Source organism: Corynebacterium sp. HMSC036E10, assembly GCF_001836265.1.
In the GTDB taxonomy this organism is placed as follows: Bacteria; Actinomycetota; Actinomycetes; order Mycobacteriales; family Mycobacteriaceae; genus Corynebacterium; species Corynebacterium coyleae.
The window spans coordinates 41,979-64,324 of the sequence record NZ_KV827992.1 but is presented as its reverse complement, the minus strand read 5'-3'; the positions used below and the strand labels follow the sequence as shown (position 1 = coordinate 64,324).

General features: G+C 61.8%; 30 protein-coding genes. 21 read left to right on the top strand and 9 right to left on the bottom strand.

The features are described from left to right. Nucleotides 1–20: 20 nt before the first annotated feature. Nucleotides 21–1,523: a DUF4185 domain-containing protein gene (locus HMPREF2736_RS09640; protein ID WP_070568623.1), complete on the top strand. Its 1,503-nt coding sequence runs from the start codon at nt 21–23 to the stop codon at nt 1,521–1,523. A 33-nt stretch (nt 1,524–1,556) separates the two neighbouring features. Beyond that, complete coding sequence (locus HMPREF2736_RS09635; protein ID WP_246822139.1) at nt 1,557–3,041, top strand: DHA2 family efflux MFS transporter permease subunit; 1,485 nt, start codon at nt 1,557–1,559, stop codon at nt 3,039–3,041. Nucleotides 3,042–3,082: 41 nt separating this feature from the next. Here HMPREF2736_RS09635 and HMPREF2736_RS09630 read toward each other — a convergent pair whose 3' ends face one another. Next, entirely contained in the window at nt 3,083–3,598 is a 516-nt protein-coding gene (locus tag HMPREF2736_RS09630) for a pyridoxamine 5'-phosphate oxidase family protein (RefSeq protein ID WP_070452676.1), read from the bottom strand. A gap of 46 nt (nt 3,599–3,644) precedes the next feature. Between HMPREF2736_RS09630 and HMPREF2736_RS09625 the strand changes: the two genes are divergently transcribed. Then, entirely contained in the window at nt 3,645–4,421 is a 777-nt protein-coding gene (locus HMPREF2736_RS09625; RefSeq protein ID WP_070829498.1) for a spermidine synthase, read from the top strand. Nucleotides 4,422–4,437: 16 nt separating this feature from the next. Here the strand turns inward: HMPREF2736_RS09625 and HMPREF2736_RS09620 are convergent, their stop codons facing one another. Continuing rightward, entirely contained in the window at nt 4,438–4,929 is a 492-nt protein-coding gene (locus HMPREF2736_RS09620; RefSeq protein WP_070421633.1) for a 2'-5' RNA ligase, read from the bottom strand. 38 nt (nt 4,930–4,967) lie between these two features. Here HMPREF2736_RS09620 and HMPREF2736_RS09615 point away from each other — a divergent pair, with 38 nt between their 5' ends. From HMPREF2736_RS09615 to HMPREF2736_RS09595, 5 genes are all read left to right on the top strand, one after another. Beyond that, a complete protein-coding gene (locus HMPREF2736_RS09615) occupies nt 4,968–5,987 on the top strand; it encodes a hypothetical protein (protein ID WP_070829497.1) in 1,020 nt (339 codons plus the stop codon). After that, nucleotides 5,987–6,271 carry a hypothetical protein gene (locus HMPREF2736_RS09610; protein WP_070829496.1) on the top strand — a complete coding sequence of 95 codons (285 nt, stop codon included), beginning with the start codon at nt 5,987–5,989 and terminating at the stop codon, nt 6,269–6,271. Before HMPREF2736_RS09615 ends, HMPREF2736_RS09610 begins: the two co-directional genes overlap by 1 nt. A gap of 118 nt (nt 6,272–6,389) precedes the next feature. Next, on the top strand, nt 6,390–7,601 hold the full coding sequence (locus HMPREF2736_RS09605; protein WP_070484437.1) for an ABC transporter substrate-binding protein: 1,212 nt from the start codon (nt 6,390–6,392) through the stop codon (nt 7,599–7,601). Between the two features lie 26 nt (nt 7,602–7,627). Continuing rightward, nucleotides 7,628–8,683: a FecCD family ABC transporter permease gene (locus tag HMPREF2736_RS09600; RefSeq protein ID WP_168156424.1), complete on the top strand. Its 1,056-nt coding sequence runs from the start codon at nt 7,628–7,630 to the stop codon at nt 8,681–8,683. A 4-nt stretch (nt 8,684–8,687) separates the two neighbouring features. Beyond that, nucleotides 8,688–9,440 (top strand): ABC transporter ATP-binding protein, encoded by a 753-nt coding sequence (locus HMPREF2736_RS09595; protein ID WP_070452660.1) that lies wholly within the window; start codon nt 8,688–8,690, stop codon nt 9,438–9,440. A 56-nt stretch (nt 9,441–9,496) separates the two neighbouring features. On the opposite strand, the gene HMPREF2736_RS09590 is transcribed toward HMPREF2736_RS09595, so the two are convergent. Next, nucleotides 9,497–10,270: a MerR family transcriptional regulator gene (locus tag HMPREF2736_RS09590; protein ID WP_070829495.1), complete on the bottom strand. Its 774-nt coding sequence runs from the start codon at nt 10,268–10,270 to the stop codon at nt 9,497–9,499. Between the two features lie 51 nt (nt 10,271–10,321). Here HMPREF2736_RS09590 and HMPREF2736_RS09585 point away from each other — a divergent pair, with 51 nt between their 5' ends. From HMPREF2736_RS09585 to HMPREF2736_RS09570, 4 genes are all read left to right on the top strand, one after another. Then, nucleotides 10,322–10,816, top strand: coding sequence for a DUF1707 SHOCT-like domain-containing protein (locus HMPREF2736_RS09585; RefSeq protein ID WP_070829494.1), 495 nt, complete (start codon nt 10,322–10,324; stop codon nt 10,814–10,816). Between the two features lie 37 nt (nt 10,817–10,853). Next, nucleotides 10,854–11,948, top strand: a complete 1,095-nt coding sequence (locus HMPREF2736_RS09580; RefSeq protein WP_070829493.1) for a hypothetical protein — start codon at nt 10,854–10,856, stop codon at nt 11,946–11,948. A gap of 82 nt (nt 11,949–12,030) precedes the next feature. Beyond that, the gene (locus tag HMPREF2736_RS09575; RefSeq protein WP_070829492.1) at nt 12,031–13,569 is read left to right on the top strand and encodes an HNH endonuclease signature motif containing protein; all 1,539 of its coding nucleotides are present in this window, start codon (nt 12,031–12,033) and stop codon (nt 13,567–13,569) included. Between the two features lie 20 nt (nt 13,570–13,589). Further along, complete coding sequence (locus HMPREF2736_RS09570) at nt 13,590–14,138, top strand: DUF488 domain-containing protein (protein ID WP_070829583.1); 549 nt, start codon at nt 13,590–13,592, stop codon at nt 14,136–14,138. Between the two features lie 52 nt (nt 14,139–14,190). Here the strand turns inward: HMPREF2736_RS09570 and HMPREF2736_RS09565 are convergent, their stop codons facing one another. Together HMPREF2736_RS09565 and HMPREF2736_RS09560 are read right to left on the bottom strand one after the other, a co-directional pair. After that, nucleotides 14,191–15,042: a trypsin-like serine protease gene (locus tag HMPREF2736_RS09565; RefSeq protein ID WP_070421644.1), complete on the bottom strand. Its 852-nt coding sequence runs from the start codon at nt 15,040–15,042 to the stop codon at nt 14,191–14,193. Next, complete coding sequence (locus HMPREF2736_RS09560) at nt 15,023–15,862, bottom strand: DUF418 domain-containing protein (RefSeq protein WP_070829491.1); 840 nt, start codon at nt 15,860–15,862, stop codon at nt 15,023–15,025. The genes HMPREF2736_RS09565 and HMPREF2736_RS09560 overlap by 20 nt, the downstream gene beginning before the upstream one ends. An 83-nt stretch (nt 15,863–15,945) precedes the next feature. Here HMPREF2736_RS09560 and HMPREF2736_RS09555 point away from each other — a divergent pair, with 83 nt between their 5' ends. From HMPREF2736_RS09555 to arfB, 6 genes are all read left to right on the top strand, one after another. Then, a complete protein-coding gene (locus tag HMPREF2736_RS09555; RefSeq protein WP_210399464.1) occupies nt 15,946–16,614 on the top strand; it encodes a response regulator transcription factor in 669 nt (222 codons plus the stop codon). Further along, entirely contained in the window at nt 16,611–17,642 is a 1,032-nt protein-coding gene (locus HMPREF2736_RS09550; RefSeq protein ID WP_070829489.1) for a sensor histidine kinase, read from the top strand. Before HMPREF2736_RS09555 ends, HMPREF2736_RS09550 begins: the two co-directional genes overlap by 4 nt. Before the next feature lie 139 nt (nt 17,643–17,781). Continuing rightward, nucleotides 17,782–18,828 carry an FUSC family protein gene (locus HMPREF2736_RS09545; protein WP_070829488.1) on the top strand — a complete coding sequence of 349 codons (1,047 nt, stop codon included), beginning with the start codon at nt 17,782–17,784 and terminating at the stop codon, nt 18,826–18,828. A 96-nt stretch (nt 18,829–18,924) separates the two neighbouring features. Then, nucleotides 18,925–19,242 carry an amphi-Trp domain-containing protein gene (locus HMPREF2736_RS09540; RefSeq protein ID WP_070568653.1) on the top strand — a complete coding sequence of 106 codons (318 nt, stop codon included), beginning with the start codon at nt 18,925–18,927 and terminating at the stop codon, nt 19,240–19,242. Continuing rightward, a complete protein-coding gene (locus tag HMPREF2736_RS09535; RefSeq protein ID WP_349018894.1) occupies nt 19,184–19,552 on the top strand; it encodes a putative glycolipid-binding domain-containing protein in 369 nt (122 codons plus the stop codon). The genes HMPREF2736_RS09540 and HMPREF2736_RS09535 overlap by 59 nt, the downstream gene beginning before the upstream one ends. Nucleotides 19,553–19,583: 31 nt before the next feature. Next, entirely contained in the window at nt 19,584–20,027 is a 444-nt protein-coding gene (gene arfB / locus HMPREF2736_RS09530) for an alternative ribosome rescue aminoacyl-tRNA hydrolase ArfB (RefSeq protein ID WP_070829487.1), read from the top strand. A 54-nt stretch (nt 20,028–20,081) separates the two neighbouring features. Here the strand turns inward: arfB and HMPREF2736_RS09525 are convergent, their stop codons facing one another. After that, nucleotides 20,082–20,342, bottom strand: coding sequence for a HigA family addiction module antitoxin (locus HMPREF2736_RS09525; RefSeq protein WP_070568690.1), 261 nt, complete (start codon nt 20,340–20,342; stop codon nt 20,082–20,084). A 34-nt stretch (nt 20,343–20,376) separates the two neighbouring features. Next, nucleotides 20,377–20,658 carry a type II toxin-antitoxin system RelE/ParE family toxin gene (locus HMPREF2736_RS09520; protein ID WP_070568662.1) on the bottom strand — a complete coding sequence of 94 codons (282 nt, stop codon included), beginning with the start codon at nt 20,656–20,658 and terminating at the stop codon, nt 20,377–20,379. A 129-nt stretch (nt 20,659–20,787) separates the two neighbouring features. Here HMPREF2736_RS09520 and HMPREF2736_RS09515 point away from each other — a divergent pair, with 129 nt between their 5' ends. From HMPREF2736_RS09515 to HMPREF2736_RS12730, 3 genes are all read left to right on the top strand, one after another. After that, complete coding sequence (locus tag HMPREF2736_RS09515; RefSeq protein ID WP_034662589.1) at nt 20,788–21,033, top strand: ribbon-helix-helix domain-containing protein; 246 nt, start codon at nt 20,788–20,790, stop codon at nt 21,031–21,033. 2 nt (nt 21,034–21,035) lie between these two features. Then, a complete protein-coding gene (locus HMPREF2736_RS09510) occupies nt 21,036–21,278 on the top strand; it encodes a hypothetical protein (RefSeq protein WP_070568665.1) in 243 nt (80 codons plus the stop codon). A 211-nt stretch (nt 21,279–21,489) separates the two neighbouring features. Then, the gene (locus HMPREF2736_RS12730) at nt 21,490–21,651 is read left to right on the top strand and encodes a VOC family protein (RefSeq protein ID WP_246816755.1); all 162 of its coding nucleotides are present in this window, start codon (nt 21,490–21,492) and stop codon (nt 21,649–21,651) included. Between the two features lie 91 nt (nt 21,652–21,742). Here HMPREF2736_RS12730 and HMPREF2736_RS12795 read toward each other — a convergent pair whose 3' ends face one another. Both HMPREF2736_RS12795 and HMPREF2736_RS09495 read right to left on the bottom strand, forming a co-directional pair. Beyond that, entirely contained in the window at nt 21,743–21,988 is a 246-nt protein-coding gene (locus HMPREF2736_RS12795; protein WP_256374907.1) for a HepT-like ribonuclease domain-containing protein, read from the bottom strand. Continuing rightward, the gene (locus HMPREF2736_RS09495) at nt 21,918–22,247 is read right to left on the bottom strand and encodes a nucleotidyltransferase family protein (protein WP_070614131.1); all 330 of its coding nucleotides are present in this window, start codon (nt 22,245–22,247) and stop codon (nt 21,918–21,920) included. The genes HMPREF2736_RS12795 and HMPREF2736_RS09495 overlap by 71 nt, the downstream gene beginning before the upstream one ends. Between the last annotated feature and the right edge of the window lie 99 nt (nt 22,248–22,346).

The following is a 22,346-nucleotide window of genomic DNA, read 5'->3' as shown; positions in this document are numbered from 1 at the left end:
TTGTTTAAGAAGGCCCTCCCATGCGTTTCTCCTCTCGTCGCAACGCTTTGCTGTGTGCTACCACCGCAGGCAGCTTGCTTCTCGCCGGTTCCGTATGCGCCCCCGCGCACGCCCAGTCCAGCCTGAGCTCTTCTAGCTCGTCTGGTTCGTCCGGCTCGTCGCGCCCCTCATCGCCGTCGAACGAGTCCTACACCTTCCCGAAACCACCTGAGAAGCGCGCGTCCGACCCTGTGACCATGCCCGACGGCACAATCGTGCAGGTGATGGACGATGTGCTGGGCAAGTATTCGAAGCACGTCGGGTTTAAGGACGGCGACCTGGGTGCGATGGCGCCGCTGAACAACAGCAAGGAGTTTGCCATGATCTTCGGCGACTCCTTCCGCGAATCCATCAAGGGCCCCAAGAACGAATGGTTGAGCCCGGTTGGTGTTGTGGCGAAGATGAACGACGACGGTTTTATTGAAATCGTCCGCCCCCTGAACAACGGACGCCGAGTGGAAAGCCTGGTGTCGTACCACCACACCGACAACCTGACGCTTATCCCGTCGGATGTGATCAACCTCGACGGCACCTTGTACATGCAGGGCATGTGGAACAAGGGCATCGGTAACGTGCTCTACACGGAGATCTGGAAGTCCACCGACAACGGCCAGACCTGGAAGTCGATTTCCAAAACCCCAACGAATTACATTCCGGGAGGCCTCGGCGACCTGATCACCTGGGAGAAGGGCCCGGACGGCTACGTGTACGTGATGTCGAGTGCCTTCACCCGCAAGGAAAAGGTTTTCCTTTCGCGTTTTAAGCCGCAGGACATTGCGGATCGCAGCAAGTGGGAGCTCTACGACTACTCCGAACCCGACGCCGACAAGAAGTGGAGCAACGTCGCTGCCCCAATTCTGTCGGACGGTGTCAAGGCCGGCGAGATGAACCTGCGCTACATCAACGGTCACTGGGTGCTCGTGATGTTCAACGAGGAGAAGCTGGCCATCGAGGTACGCATCTCCGACACGCTTGAGCAAAACTGGGACAACGTGCCCGTGGCGACGATTGCCAAGCACGGCTCCTGGCTCAGGCCGCAAAATCCCAAGAACTGGTCGCAGCCTTACGGCGGCTACATCGTGCCTGGGTCCACGATTGACAACATGGACATCGTCGTCTCCCAGTGGAACACCGGCACGAACGACCGCTACATGTCCACCCAGTTCAACGTGAAGGGCCTGGACACCTTCTTCGGCATCAACATGGATGAGGCTATCGAGGACGACAAGGTCCTGGAGGTCGAAGAGCACGCCGCCACCGACACTCCGGACATGCAATCCGAGGAAAACCTGGTCCAGAGCAAGCCGGAGACGCTCCTGTCCTCCGAGGACAACGACGCGCTGCGCACCACAGGCATCGTGTTGGGCGTCGTCGCCGCACTTGGCGCGGCTGGCATGCTGGTGTTCCCGTATGTGAAGGACCAGATCCCGCAGCAGGTCGTCGATATGCTTCCGCCTCAGATTCGACAGATGCTCGGCCTCTAGCCACCCCTGGGAAAGCCCAGTATCATCTCGGCAGTGACTGTCCCTGTAAAGCGCTCGCCGTGGCCTGCTCTGTGGAGCATGATGCTGGGCTTTTTCATGATTTTGGTGGATTCCACCATCGTCTCCGTAGCCATCCCGGCGATCTCTGACGGGTTGGAGGCGTCATATAACGAGGTGTTGTGGGTCAACAGTGCTTACCTGCTCGCCTACGCGGTGCCGCTGCTGATCACGGGGCGTCTCGGGGACCGCTTCGGGCCGCGCACGATCTATCTGATCGGCCTGACAATCTTTACTGTTTCTTCGCTGGCGTGTGGCTTGGCGGGAAGTTCGGCTGCGCTCATCGCCGCCCGGGCCTTCCAAGGTTTGGGTGGCGCGCTGGTAACGCCGCAGACGATGTCGGTGATGATCCGCACGTTTGCACCGAAGGAACGCGGCGGCGCCATGGGTGTGTGGGGTGCGACTGCCGGCCTTGCCACGGTGACCGGACCTCTGCTGGGCGGGGTGCTTGTCGACGCCGCCGGGTGGCCCTGGATCTTCTACGTCAACGTCCCAATCGGCATCATCGGACTCATCCTGGCCTGGGTATTTGTGCCGAAGCTGGAGCAGAATAACCGCCACTTTGACTTGCTTGGCGTGGTGCTCAGTGCGCTTGGCATGTTCTGCCTGGTCTTCGGCGTGCAGGAGGCCCAGCAGTTCGGTTGGGACTGGCGCGTGTGGACCCTGCTCGTCGTTGGCGTTGTTGCGATGGTGTTCTTCTTCCGCTGGCAGTCACGCCAATCCACGAACGCATTGGTGCCGCTTGCACTTTTCGACGACCGCAACTTCTCCCTCGCCGCCTTCACCATCTCCACCGTCGGCTTCGCGGTATCCACTTATGTCATTCCGTGGATGATCTACATCCAAACCGTCGGCGAGCTCTCCCCTACCCACGCCGCGCTGCTGATCTTGCCGTCCGGCTTGGTCTCCGGGGTGTTGTCGCCGTACATCGGCAGACTCACCAACACGCACGACCCGAAGCCGTTCGCCATAGCGGGAATGACGCTGGCGGCGCTAAGCATCGGCGCAACCGCACTGATCACAACACCTGGGGTTGACCCGAACTGGATGTATGCCATTTCGGTGGTGTACGGCGTGGCCAACTCGATGATGTGGGGGCCACTTTCCATGATTGCCACCCGCAACCTGGACCCAAAGTTGGCGGGTGCCGGTTCGAGTGTGTACAACACCACCCGCCAGATTGGTGCAGTGATCGGATCGGCAGCAATTGCCGCGATGATGTCCGCGCAGCTCGATTCGCGGTTGGGTACACACGCGGGTGCGAACGGCGGCGCCGCGGAGACACCGCCAGCATCGCCAACTGCATCGCCAACGCAGGTTTCCGGCCCCCTTCCGGAGTTTTTGCACGAGCCGTTTGCGGCTGCGATGGCAACGTCGATTTGGTTGCCGTGCCTCGTTATCGCCACCGGCGCTCTGACTGCCTGCTTCTTTGCAAAAACCAAGTCCTGGGGCAGCGCCTAGAGAGGTAGGACCGTAGCGGAACAGCGCCTAGGTTGGTGCGCTTAAGGGCGCGGCATGATGCGAACGCGGTCCCAGTCACCGTGGTCATTGAGCACGTAGGCCACGCGATCCGAGTTCGAGCGGTCGTCCCAAAGGTTGAAGAATTCGAAGTGGTTCGGCTCCACCCGCCAGAGGTTGAAGCGGTCACCATCGACAACGCGCGACGCAGCGCCGCGGATGCGCACTGCCCGGCGCATGGGCTGCCACCAGAAATTCAGCGCAGCGGCCCAGCTCTTTTCAAGCTGGTCTACCTTCGCCGTTCCTGTCGCGGTTCCGAAGTGGAAGCCGTCGGAGTTGAGGTACAGAAGGTCGACGACTCGCGCATCGGGCTGACCGTTGTCGTCCACCGTGGCCACGGTGACCGCAGTAGGGTCGCCGACTTCGTTCTCAACGGCTTCTTTAAACCACGTGGCAAACAGTTCGTTCGGGTCGGCAGGAATATTGTCGGGATCAAACTTTCCCAGCGAGATATGTTGCTTGGGTAGCTCACCGATATAATCCTGCGACAAGTAGATCATGCAGCGATCGTAACAACTGGTCCGACCCTGTGCTGGTATTTCCCTTATGAACTCCTCACGGCGTAAACCTCGTGCGCCAAAGCGACGCATCACGGGCACCTACCCCATTGCTTCAGGCCACGCGGCCATCATCGCGGATCCGGAACGCGACGGCGGCTACACGTTAGAGGTGAATAACGTCCCGTCGTCGTATGTGGTGCCCGGCGCGCCCGAGGTGTTGGAGTACGACTACATGCGGTGGATCGCGGGGTTTATCCAGGGGTTTGTGGAGGATCGATCGCTCGCGCAGTTCTCTGCGGTGCATTTGGGCGCTGCGGGGTGCGCGCTACCGAGTTATGTGCAGCATCGGTGGCCGAGCAGCAACGTTGCGGTGGAGCTGGATGGTCAGTTGGCGCGGTTGGTGCGCGATGCGTTTGATCCGCCGGTGGCGATCAAGGTGGCGGAGGCGCGCGCGTTTACGCATGCGTTGCTGGAAGGTTCGGTGGATGTGATTGTGCGCGATGTGTTCGCTGGCCCGGACACTCCCCGACCGTTGACCACGGTGGAGTTTTACCGCGCTGTGCATCGGGCGTTGCGTCCGGGCGGGTTGTTTGTGGCGAACATCGGAGATGCTGCTGGCCTTGCGCGCACGCGTGCGGAGTTGGCGGGTTTGAGCGAGGTGTTTCGCCACACCATGGTGGCGGCAAGTGCGCCGGTGCTCGCCGGCGGCGCATACGGCAACGTGGTGGTCGCGGCGTCTGATCAGCCGTTGCGGTGTTGTGCTGACGTGCCGTCGAAGTTGGGGCAATTGCTTATCGACGACACCCCGCCCCACCACGACTAACCCACCGCAAGGGACTTCAGAGCCGTAACTCAGTGCCCAGCGACGGCTGGTAGAGCGCGGCGTATTCCGCGGTGAGTTCTTTGAAGTGCGGGGATGTGACCTCGGCTAACGCTGCGATGTAGTCCGGCACCATGGCCTTGGGAATACGCAGTCCCATGGTCAGGTGCGGGATCCAGCGAGCGCCGCGACCGTCCGGGTTGGCGGCGCTGACGCGCTGGGCTGCCGTGTCGAGGGATTCGGGGGCTTCAAGCAGCCAGGCCACGGTTTGTTTGGATTTGGTGCCGAAGACGACGACCCCGGTTCGTCGTAAAGCAGCTGGCAATTCTGGCGGCAGGATGACTGCCGCCTCCCCGATAGCGTTGCGGTGCATTGTCGGTGCGAAGGTAACCGAGATGTGCGGCCGTTGGTGCTGCTGCGGGAAGCCCCGCTCCGCGAGCTCCGCGTAGATCTGCCGAACTGCGCGTTCTTCCTCCTCCGGGATGCGCAACAAAATATTCTCGGGTGACACGCCAGTAGCGTACCTATTTACATGCGTATTGTGGCTGCATGAATCCTTTCGAGCGCGCGCTGGCCGCCGCACCCGATTACGTTCCGTCGTATTTATCCAAGGTTTCACCGGGGGACTTTTCGCTTATAGGCGACACCTGGCAGATCCACGCCCGCACCTACACCGGCGGCGACGCCGTGTACGGCTTGCGCCTCGGCGAGGACGACACTGTGGAATCCGTGACCATCAACGGTGTTCTCACCCGTGATATCCCCGAGTTGCCGCAGCGACCGGTGACGCTTCTGGACTGGTACGACGCCATCGTCTACCTCGACGGCTGCGGGCGCGAAGCCGACCGGCAGGATCCGCGCTGGCACGGCGACGATCTGGATTCCGAACTTCAGCGCGCCGAGCACAACGTGGTCGAGGTGTCCTACACCCCGGTGCGCCTGGAAGCGTTCGCCGACCCGAAGGCCTGCGAGGACTACCTCAACCGTGTCCTTTCCTCCAGCCCAGTGCGAGTCGAGGTGCGCGAGCTGTCCTGGCCAGGCAATGCGACACAAACCGGGCTTGGGGATGCCAGCCTGATCGCCGACACCGGCCACCCCGACGCGTACTCGCCGGGCCCCTACACCACCTCGATCGAACCCAACCAATGGTACGAGATCCTGCAGGACATGGGCTACGCCTCCTACGTCTACGCCCAATACATGGACGCCGCCGCAAGCACCCAACCAACCCAGTGCGGTGCCGCGACCGCGTACCGGATCTCTGACCTGCCGGAGTACGTCACCTTTGAGCCGTCGCCCGAATACAACTGGTGGGCACTGTGTTTCCCGGACCTAAACTTCATGCTCAAGGTCTCGCCCGACGCCACGCTGCTGTACATCACGGTGGATAACAACGGCGGAAGTGTGGTCGTCGAAAATAGGCACCAGGGGCCGTACGCAAAACGCCACGAACTCCAGGAACGATTCCAGCGCAGGTGGGGCCACCTTGCCGACGACTCCATCCCGCACACCGACGCCGAAATCGACGCCGCAATCGCAACCGCGCTCGAAGCCATTGGGGGTAAATAGTGAGCACACGCTTCACAACCGACACCGTCGATTCGCTGCCACCGTTAGATAGCGACGACGGCTGGTCCCACAAGGGGTGCAACTGGACCAACGCTCCGTGTGGCGACACCGCACAGTACTTCGTGTCCTACCCATGCCCCGAGCACGGCTCCGCACATGCGGGTGAAACGTTGCTGTTCTGCCCACGCCACTATGCACTCAGCCTGCTGTACGTGACCGAGGTTGCCATGCCGGACGGCGACTTGGACTTCGCTGACCTCGTGTTGGAGCACGGGGCGCTTTAGGCGATCCCCCAGCATCCCCTTACCTCACTCCCAGATACTTGACGCCAAGCCAGGCGTGCCTTACCTTACCTCCGAGGCTTGTAAGGTAAGCCTAATCAATATTTAGAAAGGTACTGGGTTGAAGCTCATCCAGCGCGCAGGGGTAGCCATTGTCTCCGCTGCAACAGTTCTCGGCCTCGTCGCATGCTCCGGCGAGACCCAACCACAAGACACCACCGCAACGTCGGCGACATCCGCCACGGCGTCCTCGACACGCAAGGCGGACGGTAGCGTCCACGTCACAGACGCTGCGGGACGCACTCTCGAATTCGACGAGCACCCCGACCGCATCGTCCTCGCCGAAGGACGCGCGGTCTTTGCTACCTCTGCTCTGCAAGATGACCCATTCGACAACATCGTCGCCTACGGCCAAGACCTGTTTAAAGCCGCACCCGCATTCCGCGAGAAGCTTTTCCAGCAGTTCCCGGAAGCCATCGACATGCCCATGATCGGCTCGATTCAAAAGGGTGACGTCACGGTGGAAAACCTGCTCGCTCAGGATCCGGACGTAGTCATCATGACGCTCGACCAGAAGAAAGCTACCGAAGAAAGCGGCTTCCTGGCGGACATGGACGCCGCCGGCATCACGTACGCCTTCATCGACTTCCGCCAAAAGCCACTGGAAAACACTACGGTTTCCATGTCCCTGCTCGGCGCCCTGCTGGACAAGGAAGATCGGGCAGCGAAGTTCAACGACTTCTACGACACTAAGGTCCGGACTGTGACAGACCGTGTCGCAACCATCAAGGACCGCCCCGACACCTTGGTGTGGACTGCAGCCGGGTTCACCGACTGCTGCAGCGTCGCAGGCGATGTCCACCTGGGCACCCTGGTCACCGCTGCAGGCGGGCATAACCTCGGACCTGATGTCATCAGCGTTGACTCTCCAAAGCTCACCGCAGAGAAGCTGGTAGAGATCAACCCGGAGAAGCTCATCGTCACTGGTGGTGAGTGGGCCCGCGACCCGAACAAGACCGAGCAGTTCCAACATGTCGAACTCGGCTACCAGGCCGACGCCAACACAGCACTTAAAACCTGCTCTGGTCCGTTGGAGATCCCCGGCATCGAGCTGCTCGACGCCCCGAAGAACGGCAACTACTACGCCATCTACCACCAGTTCTACGACAACCCGTTCAACGTGTTCGCCCTCGAAGCGATTGCGAAGTGGCTGCACCCCGAGGAGTTCAAGGACCTCGATCCGGCAAAAGAGTTCGAAGAGTTCCACGACGAATGGCTGCCGTACGACTACAGCGGCACCTTCTTCGTCAACGCGTCGGACGCTAACTCCTAATGGCTACAGCGGTAACACCTCCAGTCATGTATGACGAGACAGAGGCAATGGAGGCGATTGCGACGTACCGGCAACGGGGTCGTCGCAAAGCAATCGCGATTGCGGGGCTCACCCTCGCCGCGGTTGTGAGCTTCCTCATCGCAGTCATCGTCGGTCCGTTGGACATTTCGCTCGGCCAGGTTTGGAATGCGGTTTTCCGCCCTGAACTTGTCGACGAGCAAACGCGCACCGTCATCCGCACCCTACGCCTTCCGGCTGCGATCATGGCAGTCCTCGTCGGCGTAGCACTGTCGCTCGCAGGCGCGCAGATGCAGACAATCCTGGACAACCCGCTAGCGGAACCGTTCACCCTCGGTATCTCCGCAGCGGCAGCCTTCGGCGCGGCAATGTCCATCGTCATCGGTTGGGTGGTGTTGCCGAACGCTCAACTCAACTTGGCGTTCACCGCAGCATTGTCGGCACTTGTCGCAGTCGCCATCGTTGCTGCGGCCGCAGTGTGGAAAGGTGCGAACGCCGAGTCGATGATCCTGCTCGGCATCGCCCTATCGTTCCTCTTCCAGGCGCTACTTTCGCTGTTGCAATACGGCGCGAACACCGAAGCGCTCCAACAGATTGTGTTCTGGACAATGGGCTCGCTGCAACGCGCGAACTGGACCACCACGTCCATTCTTGCCGTGGTTATTGCAGTCGCCATCCCGTTTTGCGTTGCCAATTCATGGCGGCTTACAGCGCTTCGGCTTGGCGACGACCGAGCCGCCGCCCTCGGTATCAATGTCGCCCGGCTCCGCATCACCACCCTGCTCGTCGCTTCAGTGCTCGCAGCAGCCTCGGTGGCGTTCACCGGCATCATCGGTTTTATCGGTCTCGTCGGCCCCCACGTGGCCAGGATGCTGGTCGGCGAAGACCAAAAGTTCTTCCTACCCGCCTCAGCTGCAGCTGGGGCAATGCTGCTCAGCGTCGCTTACGCCGTATCCCTTTCCATCATCCCGGGCGTGGCGATCCCGATCGGCATCATCACGGCGCTCGTCGGCGTGCCATTCTTCATCTTCCTCATTTTCACCCGCAACCGGCGGAAAGGCTGAAACCATGGCAGTCCAAGTAGACGACCTGACAGTGAAATACGGGCGCAGCACCATCCTCGACTCCATGTCGTTCGGCCCGCTAACTGAAGGCAACGTAATCGGCCTGCTCGGCCCAAACGCCGCCGGAAAATCAACGCTGATCAAGACCCTGGCAGGCATTAAAACGCCAACGTCCGGCACCTGCACAATCACTCTCGACGGTGCGACTGTCTCCGACGCTAACCGCCCTCACGTCGTCGGCTATGTACCACAGGATCTGCTCACTGGAGCCTCGCTCACCGCGTTCGAGTCCATCGTGATCGCAGCCCGGCGCGGCGGTGGCTCCACCGAAAATCCCGTCGAAGCCACAGCACGCATCATGAGCCGGCTCGGAATCACAGCGCTTGCAGACCGCATGATGTCCGCCATGTCAGGCGGCCAGCGACAACTCGTCGGCATCGCACAGATGTTGGTACGCGAGCCTCGCATCTTGCTTCTCGACGAGCCCACCTCCGCCCTCGACCTCCGCCACCAAGTCGACGTCCTCCAGCTGGTCCGAGAGGTCATCGCAGGCACCGACAAGCTGGCAATCGTCGCCATCCATGACCTCAACCTCGCTGCCCGCTACTGCGACGAGCTACTCGTTATGAAAGGCGGCAAGACGATCACCCACGACTCACCCAACGATGCGTTCACACCCGAACTGTTGGAGCAGGTCTACGGCATCCGCGCCAAAGTGCTCCACGACGGCAACGTTCCTGTCATTTGCCCGGTGTAGGTGCCGGCACAGATCCAGGGCAGGTCCGGGGCAATCATGGGAGTTGAAGATACGGATTACCCCCACTGCGGGTTGTCCACATCCACGCCGGCATTCTTTGCGTGCGCGGTGATCAGTTCGAGCAGGTAATCCTGCGCGCCATCGTAGGCGGCGTGGAAGCGGTCGTCGCCAACGTACATACGGGCCAGGATGAGCTGGCGCGCCGGGGTGACGTCGTACCACTGACCGATGCTCGCGCGGTGGCGCTCCACCAATGCCTCGGCTTCCGTCGAACCCGGCGCGACGCCGGCATCGCGGGCCGCAACCAGGTCCTTGGCCAGCGCGTCTTGCTCTTCCTGGAGGCGTTTGAAGTCGCCGTCCCCCATCTGCGCCAGCTTCTCCTGGGACTGCGCCCACTCGGGCGTATCGCCCCAGCGCTGCTGTGCTTCCTCCTGGTAGGCGGGCATGTTCTCGCCGAGGTACTTCTTCATTGCGTCCATGTTGATCGCTCCTTGTGTTGATTCGTTGATGAGTTGTTCGACAGAGGCGAGTTGTTCCTCGAGGGCGTCTCGTCGAGAAGCAAGTGCCTGTTTGTGGTGTTTGAGGGCGTTTGCGAGGGTGTGCGGGGAGGCGTCGAGAAGCGATGCAATCTCCGCGAGTGGCACGCCAACGCCGCGGTAAAGCGCAATAGCTGCGCCACGTTCAAGATCCGCCTCGGTGTAGATGCGGTGGTCCGCCCACGTGCGCTCCGGTTCGATGAGCCCGAGGGTTTCCCAGTGACGTAGGGCTTTCGTGGATACGCCAAGCGCCTGTGCTGCTTCGCCGATCGTGTACTCGTTATCCTCTGTCATGCATGTGATTGAACAGGTTGCCGCAGGGGCAAGCACAAATTGGAGGCAAACATGGACGAGATTCGCGTAGGCGACGCTGAGCGCTCGGAAGCACTCGACCGCCTAGGCACGCTGTTTGCGGACGGCTACCTGGAGGTCAGCGAGTTCGATGAACGCACAGCTCAAGCCGCAGTCGCCCGCACACGCGGCGAGCTTGCAACGCTTTTCGACGATCTCCCAGACCAACCTGCAGCCCCCGCAAAGCCGTCCGTTTCTGAGATCGAACTGGAGCAAAAACTCGCGGCGAAAAAGAAGATGGATGCCGCCATGGTCGCAACCGGTGTCCTCGGCGCCCTCACATACTTCATCCTCCAACTCGGCTTCGACTGGGATTACGCGTGGGCGGTCTGGCCAATAACGGGCGTTCTGATGATCACCTGGTTCCCCGTATTCAACATCTCCGAAGAGGAGGATGAAGTCCTCGAAGAGCTGCTACAAAAGGACAAGAAGGAACGCGCGAAGCGCCTCAAGCTCGCGTACGAACGCCGCAAAGAACTTGGGAAATAGCCGGATATTTCCTGTGCACGGCGGTTAGAGTTGACGCATGATATTGCGTCGCGCCCTTGCGCTTGTTGCTGCCAGTTCCGTTGCGTTCGTCTCCGCCTGCGCGGGTGGGGATTCGCGGGAGACCGTGGTCGAGACCTCCGTGAAGTGGGTCAACCCCGATGGCTCGGAGATTGAAGGGGAGGATGGCCCGGATGGTGAGAAGGGGTCGTCGACAAGCAATTGGCGCGAGCTGTACGCGACAGTCCTTGACGCGTCAGGCGAGCAGAATTTCGACGTTCCGCTGGCCACGGATGGCGAGCTCGATTTCACGCTGAACGGCAATTACAACTACGCGCTCGTCGAAGCCAACGGTGGCGGCAACCCGGAACTGCTGCTCAGCCAGTGGGGCGACAACATGTACTCGGACCGTTATGCCAGTGTGTTGGTGTTCACGACCGATGGCGGGTCGCTGGAAGTTGCTAACCAATCACTCGTATACGGCGCTGCTGGTGCCGGGGGTTTCCGGGCTGGTCTCTATGCCTCCCAGCTCGAGCGTGGCCTGTACCAGACCACGCACTCTTCGGGCACGGGCGAGGGCCAAAGTACCTGGGTGGATCTGGAGGGCGCCTCGTTGGTTGCATCGCAGGAATCCTCTGATTTCTACGCTATGAATCCGTCTCCGCTACACCTGGTCATTGACTGGATGACACTCGAAGACCGAGCACCGCTTGAAACTGGCGAACTTACCGTTCACCTGGAGGAAAGCACTGTCGAGCGCGTCGGTGGCGAGGACGTTGTTATCGAGGGCACTGTGGTGATGAAAACTGGTGCCGAGCTGCAACCCGAAGGCATGCCAAACGGCGAGGACCCCTCGAGTGAATACTTCCTGCTTGAGCTGGATTCTCCCCAGGAGTTCACGGATTACAACCACGCCGGATCCGTGTACACAAAGTCCACGGATTCCGTGGCCCTGGGGCGTCGGGAAATCGGCGCCCGTGGCCACCAGTACCTCCAAAACCTCGAGTGGGAGAAGGTCGTTGGACAACGCGCCCGACTGACCGTTGCGCCGCAGTACATGCACTTCCAGACCGACGCTGGAATGCCGGTTGGTGCGCTTCGCGTTGGGCGCTACGAGAGTGTGGAGATTCTTTAAACGTTCGAATGCGTGTTCGAATGGGTCGGGTTGATGTCTTGAGGGGTTGATAGGTTTATGGCAACTCACGAAAGGAGGGGTCATGACCAGCGAAATCACCCAATGCGTCAACGATATTTCCGCTGCGCTTCGCACATTGAGCACGCTTTTCGACGACCCCTCCACCCTCGCGTTCGACGACATCCGCCGCGACATGGAACGCCTGGAAGAACAATTTAAGAAGAAGGCAACCATCGACGCCGCGTTCGCTTTTATTGCCGAACGCGACGACGCCGGCCGCATCGTCGGCGCCAACTACCCCAACGCGTACCTCCAGCAATACCTCGACCTGTCGAAGGGCGAAGCCTACAACCGTCTCGAGCGCGGCCGCTTGCTGTTTGGCCCACCGCCGGAGCCTGCTGCTCCCCCGGTTGAGGAAGACCAGGATGACGACCTTTTTGGTGCTGCGGACGAGGACCGTCAGGAGCAGCAGGAGCAGCAAGAGCAGCAGCGGGAACAGGACCGTCAGAAGCAGCAGCAAGACGACGCCCGCAAGAACTCCTCCCAAGTCAGCGCCGAAAAGCAAGACATCATCCGGCGCGAACTGGACAAACTTCTCAAGGCCGCCGCCGGCGAGCGCACCCGCATCTACGCCGACGCCATGGCCGAAGCGCTCCTGCGCAGCCCGGAAGACCTCCGGCAGTACGTCCGCCGCGCCGTGGCCGAAGCGAACCGGAAGCACGCTCCCCATTCGAACCCGAATGCGGGGTATGAAAACCGAGGTTTGTCGTTTGGTCGTCGTAAAGCAGATGGCACCGTAGACATCCTCATCAACGCCACCGCCGGCGCCGCCGCGTTGATCAAGGCGCACGCGGACAAAGGTCTCGCGCCGAACTCCAACCTCCCCGCCGACCAACACAACGAGGTCGATTCCCGCACCCCACAACAGCGACGCTTCGACCAGTTCTTCGCCATCTTCCAGCAGTACGAACAGGACTGCCAGAAGAAAAACGGTGGCGCGGCCTCGGTGGTGATCTCGATGACGCTCGACGACCTTGCCGACGGCGACGCCTCCATGCTCTACGACACCAACACCGGCATCGAAGTCGACTGCTTCGACCTCATCCGCCTTGGCATGGACGGAACCACCGACTTCCTCCTCCAAGTCGACGGCGTCACCTCAGTGCCGCTGTGGATGGGCCGGACCACACGACTCGCCTCGGTCGAACAGCGCATCGCAATGTTCGCCATCCAAGGCGTGTGCTCCTGGCTGGGCTGCACCACCCCAATGACGGAGTGCGAAGCCCACCACATCCTCGCGTGGATCAAGGGCGGCAACACCGACATCGAAAACCTCACCGGACTGTGCCGCGAACATCACAGGTGCAACAACGACAACAGAGACGGCTCCTTGAACAAGGGGTACATGGATTACGACCCCCAAACAGGCAAAGCCGGGTACCGAAAACACCCCTTTGACCCGCTGAAATACAACCAATCAGTACCCGCGAAACACTCCGCAGTCAGCAGAATTTACGCAGCCAAAGGAAGATGCGACTGCGCCCGGACCGGGACACTCGACCCTGCCTTTTACCCACCGGGCCACCCACCTGGTAGCCCACCGATGCCCAAAGGTGCCTAACGGTGCCTACCCTCGAAGGCATGCGTATTTTCACCGTCGGCCATTCCAACCTCGAGTTTGACCAGTTCACTGGCATGCTCGAGGCTTCCGGCGTGCGCGCCATTGTGGACGTGCGCAAACTCCCCGGCTCCAGGAAGTACCCCTGGTTCAACGACGACCACCTCGCCACACACCTACCCGAGCACGGCATCGCCTACTCCCGAAGCGAAGGCCTTACCGGGCGGCGCAACGTCTCCAAGACCATCCCCTTTGAGGTCAACGGAAACTGGCGCAACCGCAGCTTCCACAATTACGCGGACCACGCGCTTGGTAGCGAGTTCGTGCAAGCCCTCGCAGAACTCAGAGACCAGGCCGCGGAAACCCCAACGGCGATCATGTGCTCGGAAGCAGTGTGGTGGCGCTGCCATCGCCGCATCATCGCCGACCACCTCCTCGCCCACGGCGACGACGTGCAGCACATCATGGGCATGACCCAGCATGGCCCCACCCTGACCCCCGCAAAGCTCAACGACGGCGCCACCGTCGGCGACGACAAAAAGGTGCGCTACCCGGCACAAGAAACCGAGTAGCGCACCTCGAGTTTTAACCCTGTGCTCTAGCGAGAGTGGCTAGCGGGTGCGATTAGTTAGAACGGCGGCGCAGCAGCACCAGGAAGCCAGCAACCACGAGGGCCAAAACGCCCAGGCCGATGGCAACGTTACGCCAGGACGCCGATGGCTCAGCCTGCGATTCCGGAGAGGCGGTCGCGGAAGAGTCTGCCGCCTCACCACCAACAACGCTGCGGATCCACTCGGCCTGCTCAGCGACCGGCGCCACCGCGACGGCGGCGTTGGAGGTCATTTCCTCCTCGGTCGGGTTCTCGGGATCCTCAAACAGACCGGCCGACATGACGCCAGCGACCTTGCCGTCGGCGAAGATGGCGCCGCCGGAGTCGCCCGGCTGGATGCGGGCGCCGTTCTTGAGGGCGACCTCGAGGGCGGTTGGGGCGTCGAAAAGGGCGAGCGGGGAATCGCCACGCACCTCGGCCTCGGCGGAGGGCAGCTTGGTGGAGCCGCCCGAGCCGTCGGAGGACCAGCCGTAGATGTTGACTGCGCCAGCGGGGATCTCGTCGGCAACCTCTGCAAACGTGTCTAGCTGCATTTCCTCTTCGGTGTGGAGCAGGGCGATGTCGCCGCGCGGGGCGATCTCGTGGCGGTCGACCTTGTAAACGCGCTGGTCGTCGCCCTGGCCGGTGCGCACCGATCCGCCCGGCTTGGCGGCAGCCTCGACGCAGTGGCGGGCGGTGATTACCCAGTGGGGGTCGATGGCGGTGCCGGTGCAGACGCCGTCGTCGGGGTCAGAGTCGTCGACACGCACGGAGACCACGGGCTTGGCCTCGTCGGCATCACCGGCGAAGGTGGTGCTTTCCATCGCCCATGCGGGTTGGGCGACGAGGGCGCCTGCGACGGCGAGGCTAGCTACGTACTTTTTCACGATTGTTCTCCTTCACTACCGCGGTGATGCGGCGAATTACAGTTTCAAGCGGCCCGCGCTTAAATATCGCGAGCCAGGCGTAAGCGATCACGATGGCGCCGCCCACGGTCACCCAGACATTGAGCCACTCGGCGGTGAGCACGTGGATGCAGTACAGGGTCAGCGGCATCCGCCCCAGCGGCGCGAGCCATCCGAGCCACCGTTGCGCCAGGCAGCACAGGGAGCAGATGCTTATCGACGCCCCCACGCTGCCCACAACGTCTATGAGCCCGCCGGTGTGTCCGGTGGCGTCGAGAAGCGGTGGCAACGGTGTGGTCCAGCGCAGCGCCACATCCAGGGCAAACAGCGCCCCGCCGACCACGAGGCCGGGCCACAACGGCATGTGGCGTTTGAACAGGATGCCGGCGATCATGAGCGTGGCCCACATCATGGGCGGGTACGGCCAGGACGACGGCGCGAGCACCGCCGATCCGAAGGCGAGGGCGCACGCAAGCCAGAGCAACAGTGGTGTGTCCCAGCGTGGCGCCCAGGCGAGCAGCGCCATGCAGACCCCGATGGTGCCGAGCACCACCACGATCGACCCCGAAAATGGGGCGAGCGCAAAATGCAGGGCGATCAGAAGGATGCCGCGCACGATGAACTCGGCGGGCTGGGCGCGCATGTACCCCATTGAGACACCGGCGATGAAGGCGAACAGTGCGGCCGGGAAGCCGAACAGCACCTGTGCGGTGATGCCGTCTTGGACGGTGAGGTGCGCGACCATCATGGCGACGAGTGCCACCGCGCGGGCGGCGTCGATTCCTACGTTTCGGGTCTGCATGGCTGCGAAAGTTACGCAGCCAGATGTTGCGGTGACGTTAACGTGGACGCAACACCCCCGCCGATACGATCGGGGCCATGACAATTCGGGTACTTGTGGTCGACGACGAAGCCTATCTCGCCGACGCCATCGCCACCGCGCTCAACAACGCGAACATGCAGGCTAGCGCCGTGTACGACGGGTTAGAAGCGCGTTCGCGTATCGACGACACCCGCCCCGACGTTGTCGTCCTCGACCGGGACCTGCCGGGGTTGCATGGTGATGAGGTGTGCAGGTGGGTCGTCGATACGCATCCTGCGACCCGGGTGATCATGCTGACCGCATCCGGATCCCTGGACGACCGGCTGGAAGGGTTCGGGCTCGGCGCCGACGATTATCTGCCCAAGCCGTTCGAGGTCCCGGAGCTGATCGCGCGGGTTAATGCGTTGGCGAAGCGCAACGCCCCGGCGCGCGGCGAGGTATATCGGTGCGGGGATGTGCGCCTGGACACCTTTAGGCGCGAAGTTACGCGTGGTGGAGAGACGGTACCGCTGAGCCCGAAAGAGTTCGCTGTGCTCGAGGTACTCATGGAGGCCGACGGCGGGGTGATCTCTGCCGAGGACCTGCTCGCGGAGGCGGGGGACGAAAACGCGGACCCGTTCACTAACTCCCCGCGCGTGACGGTGTCGCACCTGCGCAAGAAACTAGGCGAGCCGCGCATCGTGCACACCGTGGCCGGCGCCGGCTACTACGTGGCGGAGGAGGAACGATGAGGCTGAGTTTGCGGGCCCGCATCACGGTGATGTTCGTGGCCACGGTGCTTGGGATGGGGTTGGCGCTGATCGGGCTGGTGTATGCCTACCTGAAGCTCACCCCGGTGCCGGTAACGGCCACCTTCCCCACGGTGGAGGACGGTGTCATCATCGACGGCGCCGTGCCAATTACCAGCGAGATCCTGCGCCGCGTCCTCCTCGCCTCCCTGTCGGTACTTGCCCTGTTGACCCTGCTTGCGGGTGTGATCGGCTGGTTCGTGGCAGGCCTGGTGATCAAACCTCTTCGCGACATTGCCGACGACGCCGCCATCGTCACCCGCGGCGACCTCTCAGCCCGCATCACCCACCATGGTCCCGATGACGAGGTCGGCGAACTCGCCGACGCGCTCAACGTGATGCTCGACGAGTTGGCGGGCGCAGTGGAGCGCCAGCGCCGGTTCGCCTCCAATGCGTCACATGAGTTGAAGACCCCGATCGCGACCATCCAGACCATGGCGGACGTGGCACTCACTGGCGACGACGCCGGGTTGCGCCCCACCCTTTCTCGCGTGCGCGAGGTCAACGCCCGCAGCGCCGACACCGTGGCCGCCCTACTCCAGCTGGCCAACGTGGACGTGCGCGACCGGCAGCGCCTCGACCTAGCAGAACTGTGCCGCGAGGTGTGCACCGACCGCAACGTCCCCGCCGACACTGTGGACGTGACCGTGGATGCCTCCCCCACCCTGACCCGCCAGGCCGTGGACAACCTGGTGCGCAACGCGATCACCCACGGCCACGATCCTGCGCTCACCCTGCGCAAGGTGGGCAACTTCGCTGAGGTCACCGTGGAATCCGGCGGCGAGACCTACTCCGCGGCCGAGGTTGCAACCTGGACCGAACCATTCGCGCGCGCCGAGCGCACCGCAGGTGCCGGCCACGGGCTCGGGTTGGCACTCGTCGATGCGATCGCGAACGCCCATGGCGGATCCCTGGTGCTTGCGCCGCGGGCCGGTGGTGGGCTCGTCGCAAAGCTATCGCTTCCGGCCTAAACAAAGCAGCGCGCAGGAGCCCGACTCGACGAAGTTTTGAAGTGACCATTAAAGTGTCGCGAGTGTCCCGGCAGGGCAGCACGAGAAAATTTCGATATCGAGGAGGTCACGGTTGCGTCATTTCAGCCCACTATTCACGATGGGACCTGCACGACGCGACCACATCCCTGCCTTCCGCACCGCGCTCGGCGTGGCCATCCCGATGTTTACCCTGTTGGCGCTCGGCCGGCTCGACCTTGCTATCTACGCAAACTTCGGGGCATTTACCGGGGTGTATGGCCGCCACGCCACCCGCGAGGTTCGCCTCAAGCACCACATTCTTGCCGGCACCGCACTGACCTTGATGGTGACGCTCGGCGCGACCATTGCGTGGTTTGATCTCAGCCCATGGGTCCTGCTGATTGTCACCTCTATTGCCTCGTCTGTGTGGGCGACGATCGCGCTGGCCACCGACATGAAGCCGACTGGCTCCGTGTTTGTGATTTTTGCCGTCGCTGCCGTCGGTTCCTTAAGCAACCCGGTCCATCCGCTGCTCGCCTTTGCCATCGCGGGCGGCGCGGCGCTGGTGTGCCTTGTTTTAGGTTTGTTCTCCCACCTCATCGGCGAAGGGCCGGGTGGCGACGCGAAGGAAAGCGAAATCCCCACCCGGGCCCCCGACGCAGGCCGCGTGCCGCGCCGCCGCCTTGCGGTTGAGGCGAACCGGTTCTTCTTCGCCCCGCTGCTCGCCGGCACCTTGGGACTGATCTCAGTGACGCTTGTCGACCCCCTCTCCCACTCCTACTGGGCCATGGTCGCTGCCGCCGCTCCCCTGGTGAACTCCCGGTTTAAGGTGCAGTACTTCCGTGCCATCGAGCGCGTTCTTGGCACCCTGACCGGCATCGCTGTGACCGGCTTCCTACTGTCGCACCATCCGCAGGGCTGGCAGATTGTGGTCTGGATCGTCGTACTGCAGTACCTGACCGAGATGTACGTGACCCGCAACTACACCATCGCCGCCAGCTTCATCACCCCAACAGCGCTGCTCATGGTGCAAGCTGTCGACGCCGCCCCAGTCGGCCCGATGCTGCTCGCCCGCACCGCAGAAACCATGCTCGGCGCAGTGGCCGCTTTGGCGATCATCGCGGTGGGATACGTGCGCAAGTACCCCACTGTTGTGCTGCCACGGCGTGGCGACGATCCCTACTAACCACCATTTTCCCAGTTCGCGCCTTTTTTATTCGCTATACTGGTGGCGGTTGCCCGTAAAGTTCGATCGGGCTGGGTGAGAAAGGATGGGGTCACAATGACACAAAACGCGAATACTTCCCGCAAGAGCCGGAAGCTACTCAAGAGCAAGACCGACTTCAGCCGCGACCAGCTGGCCGACCTGTTTGAATCCCTCGCCACCCGCATCCGGGCCGGCGACATCACACTTGATGCCGGAGAATCCGCCCTAGCGATGGAACTGCCAGGTACGTTCCGCACCACGATGGAGGTCACCGACGCACAAAAGCGTCGCGGCATCGAGCGCGAACTCGAGCTGGAAATGAAGTGGTACGTCGATGACAACGGCGCCCCCGTTGATACGGAAGCGCCGGCGTCTGGGTTCACGATCTCCTAGCGTCGCGTATCGCCGAACCCAATGTCTTCTGGCACATCGACCGGTGCTGGGAATGTGCTCGTCGTCGGCGTGCTGGCAGAGCTCGGGGTTGACGTGGACGGCCGAGAAGGTCCTCGGGTTGGCGTGGGGCGCAATCAGGGCTTGGATTGATATACCGTCCCTCCAGGTGATCGCATCAGACCAGTACTACAGCTCCGTCGATGCTGAAACTGTCCGATACGAAAGCGGAACACGGGGAGTCGACGTCGAGTTGGAGGTCGACGGTGACGGAGGGGTCGTACATTACCCTGATCTCGCACGGCGGGTCTGATCCGGAAACAACTCTAACTACGCTGGGCGGTATGAACGACCTGACCATCGCGCCCGGCCCGGGGATCCCCGGTGGCCTCGTCGTCGCCGCGGCGGACCTGTCGGAGCGGTTCGCGAAGGCATCGGGCCCGGGCGGCCAGGGCGTCAACACCACCGACAGTAAGGTGCAGCTCTCCATCGACATCGCGGAATGCGCATCGCTTTCCGACGCCCAGCGTCGCCGCGCCCTCCACAACCTCGAACACCGCCTGGACGGCACGGTGCTCACCGTGAGCGCATCGACGCAGCGCTCGCAGGTCCGCAACCGTGCCGAGGCGCGGGAACGCATGGCCATCTTGTTGCGCGAGGCGCTCGCCCCACCGCCTCCCCCGCGGCGGAAAACGAAGCCGACGCGCGGATCGGTGCGGCGCCGTCTCGAAGCGAAAAAGCGGCGCTCGGAACTCAAGTCCACGCGACGGCGACCCCAAATTCCCTAGTTCGAACCATCCGCGTGCATATCCTCACGCTGACGGACCTGGTTCGGGTAACCGCTACGTCGAGACAGCGTGAATCGGCTGAATCCTCTCGATCTCGGCGAGGATTTTGTCTTCTGCCACATCCAGGTCGTACTGGGTCTGTAACCCGAGCCAGAACTGGGGGCTCATTCCGAAGAACTTCGCTAGACGAAGGGCCGTGTCAGCGGTTACAGCGCGCTTACCGTGAACAATTTCGTTGATCCGGCGGGGCGGAACGCCGATGGAGACGGCGAGCTTGTGCTGGGTGATCCCCATTTCCTTGAGAAAGTCCTCCATGAGGATCTCACCGGGGTGAACCGGAGGGAGCTTGTCAGTGGTCGTCAACGATCTCAACCTCCTCTGGCCTCGCGGCGGACCACCGAAAACAGATCCGCCACTGGTCATTGATTCGAATGCTGAACTGACCCCGCCGATCACCTTTCAACGCCTCAAGCCGGTTCTCCGGGGGATTCCGTAACTCATCAAGAGTCTGCGCGTGCCCAAGCTGGCGAAGCTTGCGCAGCGCTACTGAGTGAATGCGGGAATCGATCGAGCGAACCCGCTCTCGATTCCACAAACGCTCGGTGTCCTTGTCAGCGAACGACTGGATCATGCTTCACCTTATCCCCCCCATAACGCGAAGCGTCAATAACGCTACACGTTAAATTTGAACTCGACGGATTGTCGAAAGAATATAACCTCCCCCTAGCCGCCAAGCCTTTTCCGTATTACGATTACGTGCATGAAAACTATCAACGGGAAGCTAGTCAGCGAAGAGCAAATCGATGCGTGGGTAACCGAAGCCGAGAAAGGCTACGACGTAGAGACACTTCGTCGACGTGGAAGGAAACCTCGAAACGAAGATGCTGCGAAGGTTATCTCCATTCGGCTTTCCCCCGGCGAGATATCGGACCTCGACAAGTTTGCGGCTGAAAACGGATGGTCACGCTCTCAGGCAATCCGCGAAGCGCTAAAGAATGCTATTTAGAAATGGACGTACGCCGAAGCGCCACGAAACACGGCATCAAGCCAGACGACTCCGTTACTGCCGCGACTTCAGGCTGCGTTTTTAAGACCCCACTCGATGAGGAACACCCTCAAAGGGAACTGCGCCTCGGGTTCGACGGCTCAATGAGATTACTCGAGATTGTCGTACTCATCTGGGATGACGGCACCGAAACGATCATTCACTCCATGAAGGCACGCAAACAGTACCGCGCCCTGCTCGACTAGGCACGAATACCTTCGAAGAAACCCGGTGTGCTTACCGGATACAGCAATCATGCGCTCGCCAAGGCATTGCAAGTGTCTCAAAACTCGGCGAGTTTTGGTCCGCCGCAACCGGTTGCGAAATCGCCGCGGATTACGGCGATTTTGTGATGGTTGATTCCACCCCGGCGCTGGGATTTCAGCGCGTTAAGGATCCGATACCTGGGAAAACCGCATGCACATCGACGTTGGCGGGGCGGAGCGCGAAACTTTAATAGAACGCCTCAAAGACCTAGGCGCTACCGAACTCATCACCCACGAGGCGCCGGGATTGGTGTGGACTGTCATGCAGGACCCGGAAGGCAACGAGTTCTGCGTGAGTATCCCCGGGGCCTAGCTACACATTGAACTTGAACTCGACCCCGTTCCGTAGCCGAATAACCTTTGGAGCCGTGCCGTCAGTCAGCAGAGATGTGGCACCGCAGCGCCTAGGCAAGAGGAGGCAGATGAGTATCGACGACATCGCGGACCACGTCGATGTCGACGCCGAAATACTGGTGCACCAGGATGTTGCGGAGATCCCGAATCTGAGGCCAGACGATCTCAGGGTGCGCGCCGGTGATCTCATCGGGAAGATGGTTCACGGCTTCGCCGGACTGCGACTCACAGCGGCACCGCCTCGGCGAGCGTCGAAGCGGATACCGGGTGCCTGAGCAACTGGGCAGGAAACACATCGATGCCATCGCGCCCGAACAGAGCGCGACTCTCCTCGAGCAGACCAGACGCACGCATCAGGAGACGTCCCTCCGCAGGGTCCATCCCGACGAGGATGTCGATGTCCGATCCTGCAGACGCGGTGCCGCGCGCGACGGACCCGAACAACTTCGGGTTGGTCGCACCGTACCGATCGAGGAGCACCTGGAACTCGTCAAGACGCGCAACGAGAATCTCGCGTAGGGCAAGCGTCTCAGGCGTCATGACGGTCTCAGACATGCTTCCGGGGGTAACGGGCCCGGCAGCACGTCGACATGGAGCTTTGACACTGAAGCGGAACTCCACCGCGTTCTTAAGGGCCGACGACATTCTCCCGTC

What these genes read in the sequence shown, in the direction of transcription:
- HMPREF2736_RS09640 (WP_070568623.1), top strand. Translation starts at nt 21, where the DNA reads ATGCGTTTCTCCTCTCGTCGCAACGCTTTGCTGTGTGCTACCACCGCA.
- HMPREF2736_RS09630 (WP_070452676.1), bottom strand. Translation starts at nt 3,598, where the DNA reads ATGATCTACTTGTCGCAGGATTATATCGGTGAGCTACCCAAGCAACAT.
- HMPREF2736_RS09625 (WP_070829498.1), top strand. Translation starts at nt 3,645, where the DNA reads ATGAACTCCTCACGGCGTAAACCTCGTGCGCCAAAGCGACGCATCACG.
- HMPREF2736_RS09615 (WP_070829497.1), top strand. Translation starts at nt 4,968, where the DNA reads ATGAATCCTTTCGAGCGCGCGCTGGCCGCCGCACCCGATTACGTTCCG.
- HMPREF2736_RS09600 (WP_168156424.1), top strand. Translation starts at nt 7,628, where the DNA reads ATGTATGACGAGACAGAGGCAATGGAGGCGATTGCGACGTACCGGCAA.
- HMPREF2736_RS09595 (WP_070452660.1), top strand. Translation starts at nt 8,688, where the DNA reads ATGGCAGTCCAAGTAGACGACCTGACAGTGAAATACGGGCGCAGCACC.
- HMPREF2736_RS09590 (WP_070829495.1), bottom strand. Translation starts at nt 10,270, where the DNA reads ATGACAGAGGATAACGAGTACACGATCGGCGAAGCAGCACAGGCGCTT.
- HMPREF2736_RS09585 (WP_070829494.1), top strand. Translation starts at nt 10,322, where the DNA reads ATGGACGAGATTCGCGTAGGCGACGCTGAGCGCTCGGAAGCACTCGAC.
- HMPREF2736_RS09580 (WP_070829493.1), top strand. Translation starts at nt 10,854, where the DNA reads ATGATATTGCGTCGCGCCCTTGCGCTTGTTGCTGCCAGTTCCGTTGCG.
- HMPREF2736_RS09575 (WP_070829492.1), top strand. Translation starts at nt 12,031, where the DNA reads ATGACCAGCGAAATCACCCAATGCGTCAACGATATTTCCGCTGCGCTT.
- HMPREF2736_RS09570 (WP_070829583.1), top strand. Translation starts at nt 13,590, where the DNA reads ATGCGTATTTTCACCGTCGGCCATTCCAACCTCGAGTTTGACCAGTTC.
- HMPREF2736_RS09560 (WP_070829491.1), bottom strand. Translation starts at nt 15,862, where the DNA reads ATGCAGACCCGAAACGTAGGAATCGACGCCGCCCGCGCGGTGGCACTC.
- HMPREF2736_RS09550 (WP_070829489.1), top strand. Translation starts at nt 16,611, where the DNA reads ATGAGGCTGAGTTTGCGGGCCCGCATCACGGTGATGTTCGTGGCCACG.
- HMPREF2736_RS09545 (WP_070829488.1), top strand. Translation starts at nt 17,782, where the DNA reads ATGGGACCTGCACGACGCGACCACATCCCTGCCTTCCGCACCGCGCTC.
- HMPREF2736_RS09540 (WP_070568653.1), top strand. Translation starts at nt 18,925, where the DNA reads ATGACACAAAACGCGAATACTTCCCGCAAGAGCCGGAAGCTACTCAAG.
- HMPREF2736_RS09535 (WP_349018894.1), top strand. Translation starts at nt 19,184, where the DNA reads ATGACAACGGCGCCCCCGTTGATACGGAAGCGCCGGCGTCTGGGTTCA.
- arfB (WP_070829487.1), top strand. Translation starts at nt 19,584, where the DNA reads ATGAACGACCTGACCATCGCGCCCGGCCCGGGGATCCCCGGTGGCCTC.
- HMPREF2736_RS09525 (WP_070568690.1), bottom strand. Translation starts at nt 20,342, where the DNA reads ATGGAGGACTTTCTCAAGGAAATGGGGATCACCCAGCACAAGCTCGCC.
- HMPREF2736_RS09520 (WP_070568662.1), bottom strand. Translation starts at nt 20,658, where the DNA reads ATGATCCAGTCGTTCGCTGACAAGGACACCGAGCGTTTGTGGAATCGA.
- HMPREF2736_RS09515 (WP_034662589.1), top strand. Translation starts at nt 20,788, where the DNA reads ATGAAAACTATCAACGGGAAGCTAGTCAGCGAAGAGCAAATCGATGCG.
- HMPREF2736_RS09510 (WP_070568665.1), top strand. Translation starts at nt 21,036, where the DNA reads ATGGACGTACGCCGAAGCGCCACGAAACACGGCATCAAGCCAGACGAC.
- HMPREF2736_RS12730 (WP_246816755.1), top strand. Translation starts at nt 21,490, where the DNA reads ATGCACATCGACGTTGGCGGGGCGGAGCGCGAAACTTTAATAGAACGC.
- HMPREF2736_RS12795 (WP_256374907.1), bottom strand. Translation starts at nt 21,988, where the DNA reads ATGTGTTTCCTGCCCAGTTGCTCAGGCACCCGGTATCCGCTTCGACGC.
- HMPREF2736_RS09495 (WP_070614131.1), bottom strand. Translation starts at nt 22,247, where the DNA reads ATGTCTGAGACCGTCATGACGCCTGAGACGCTTGCCCTACGCGAGATT.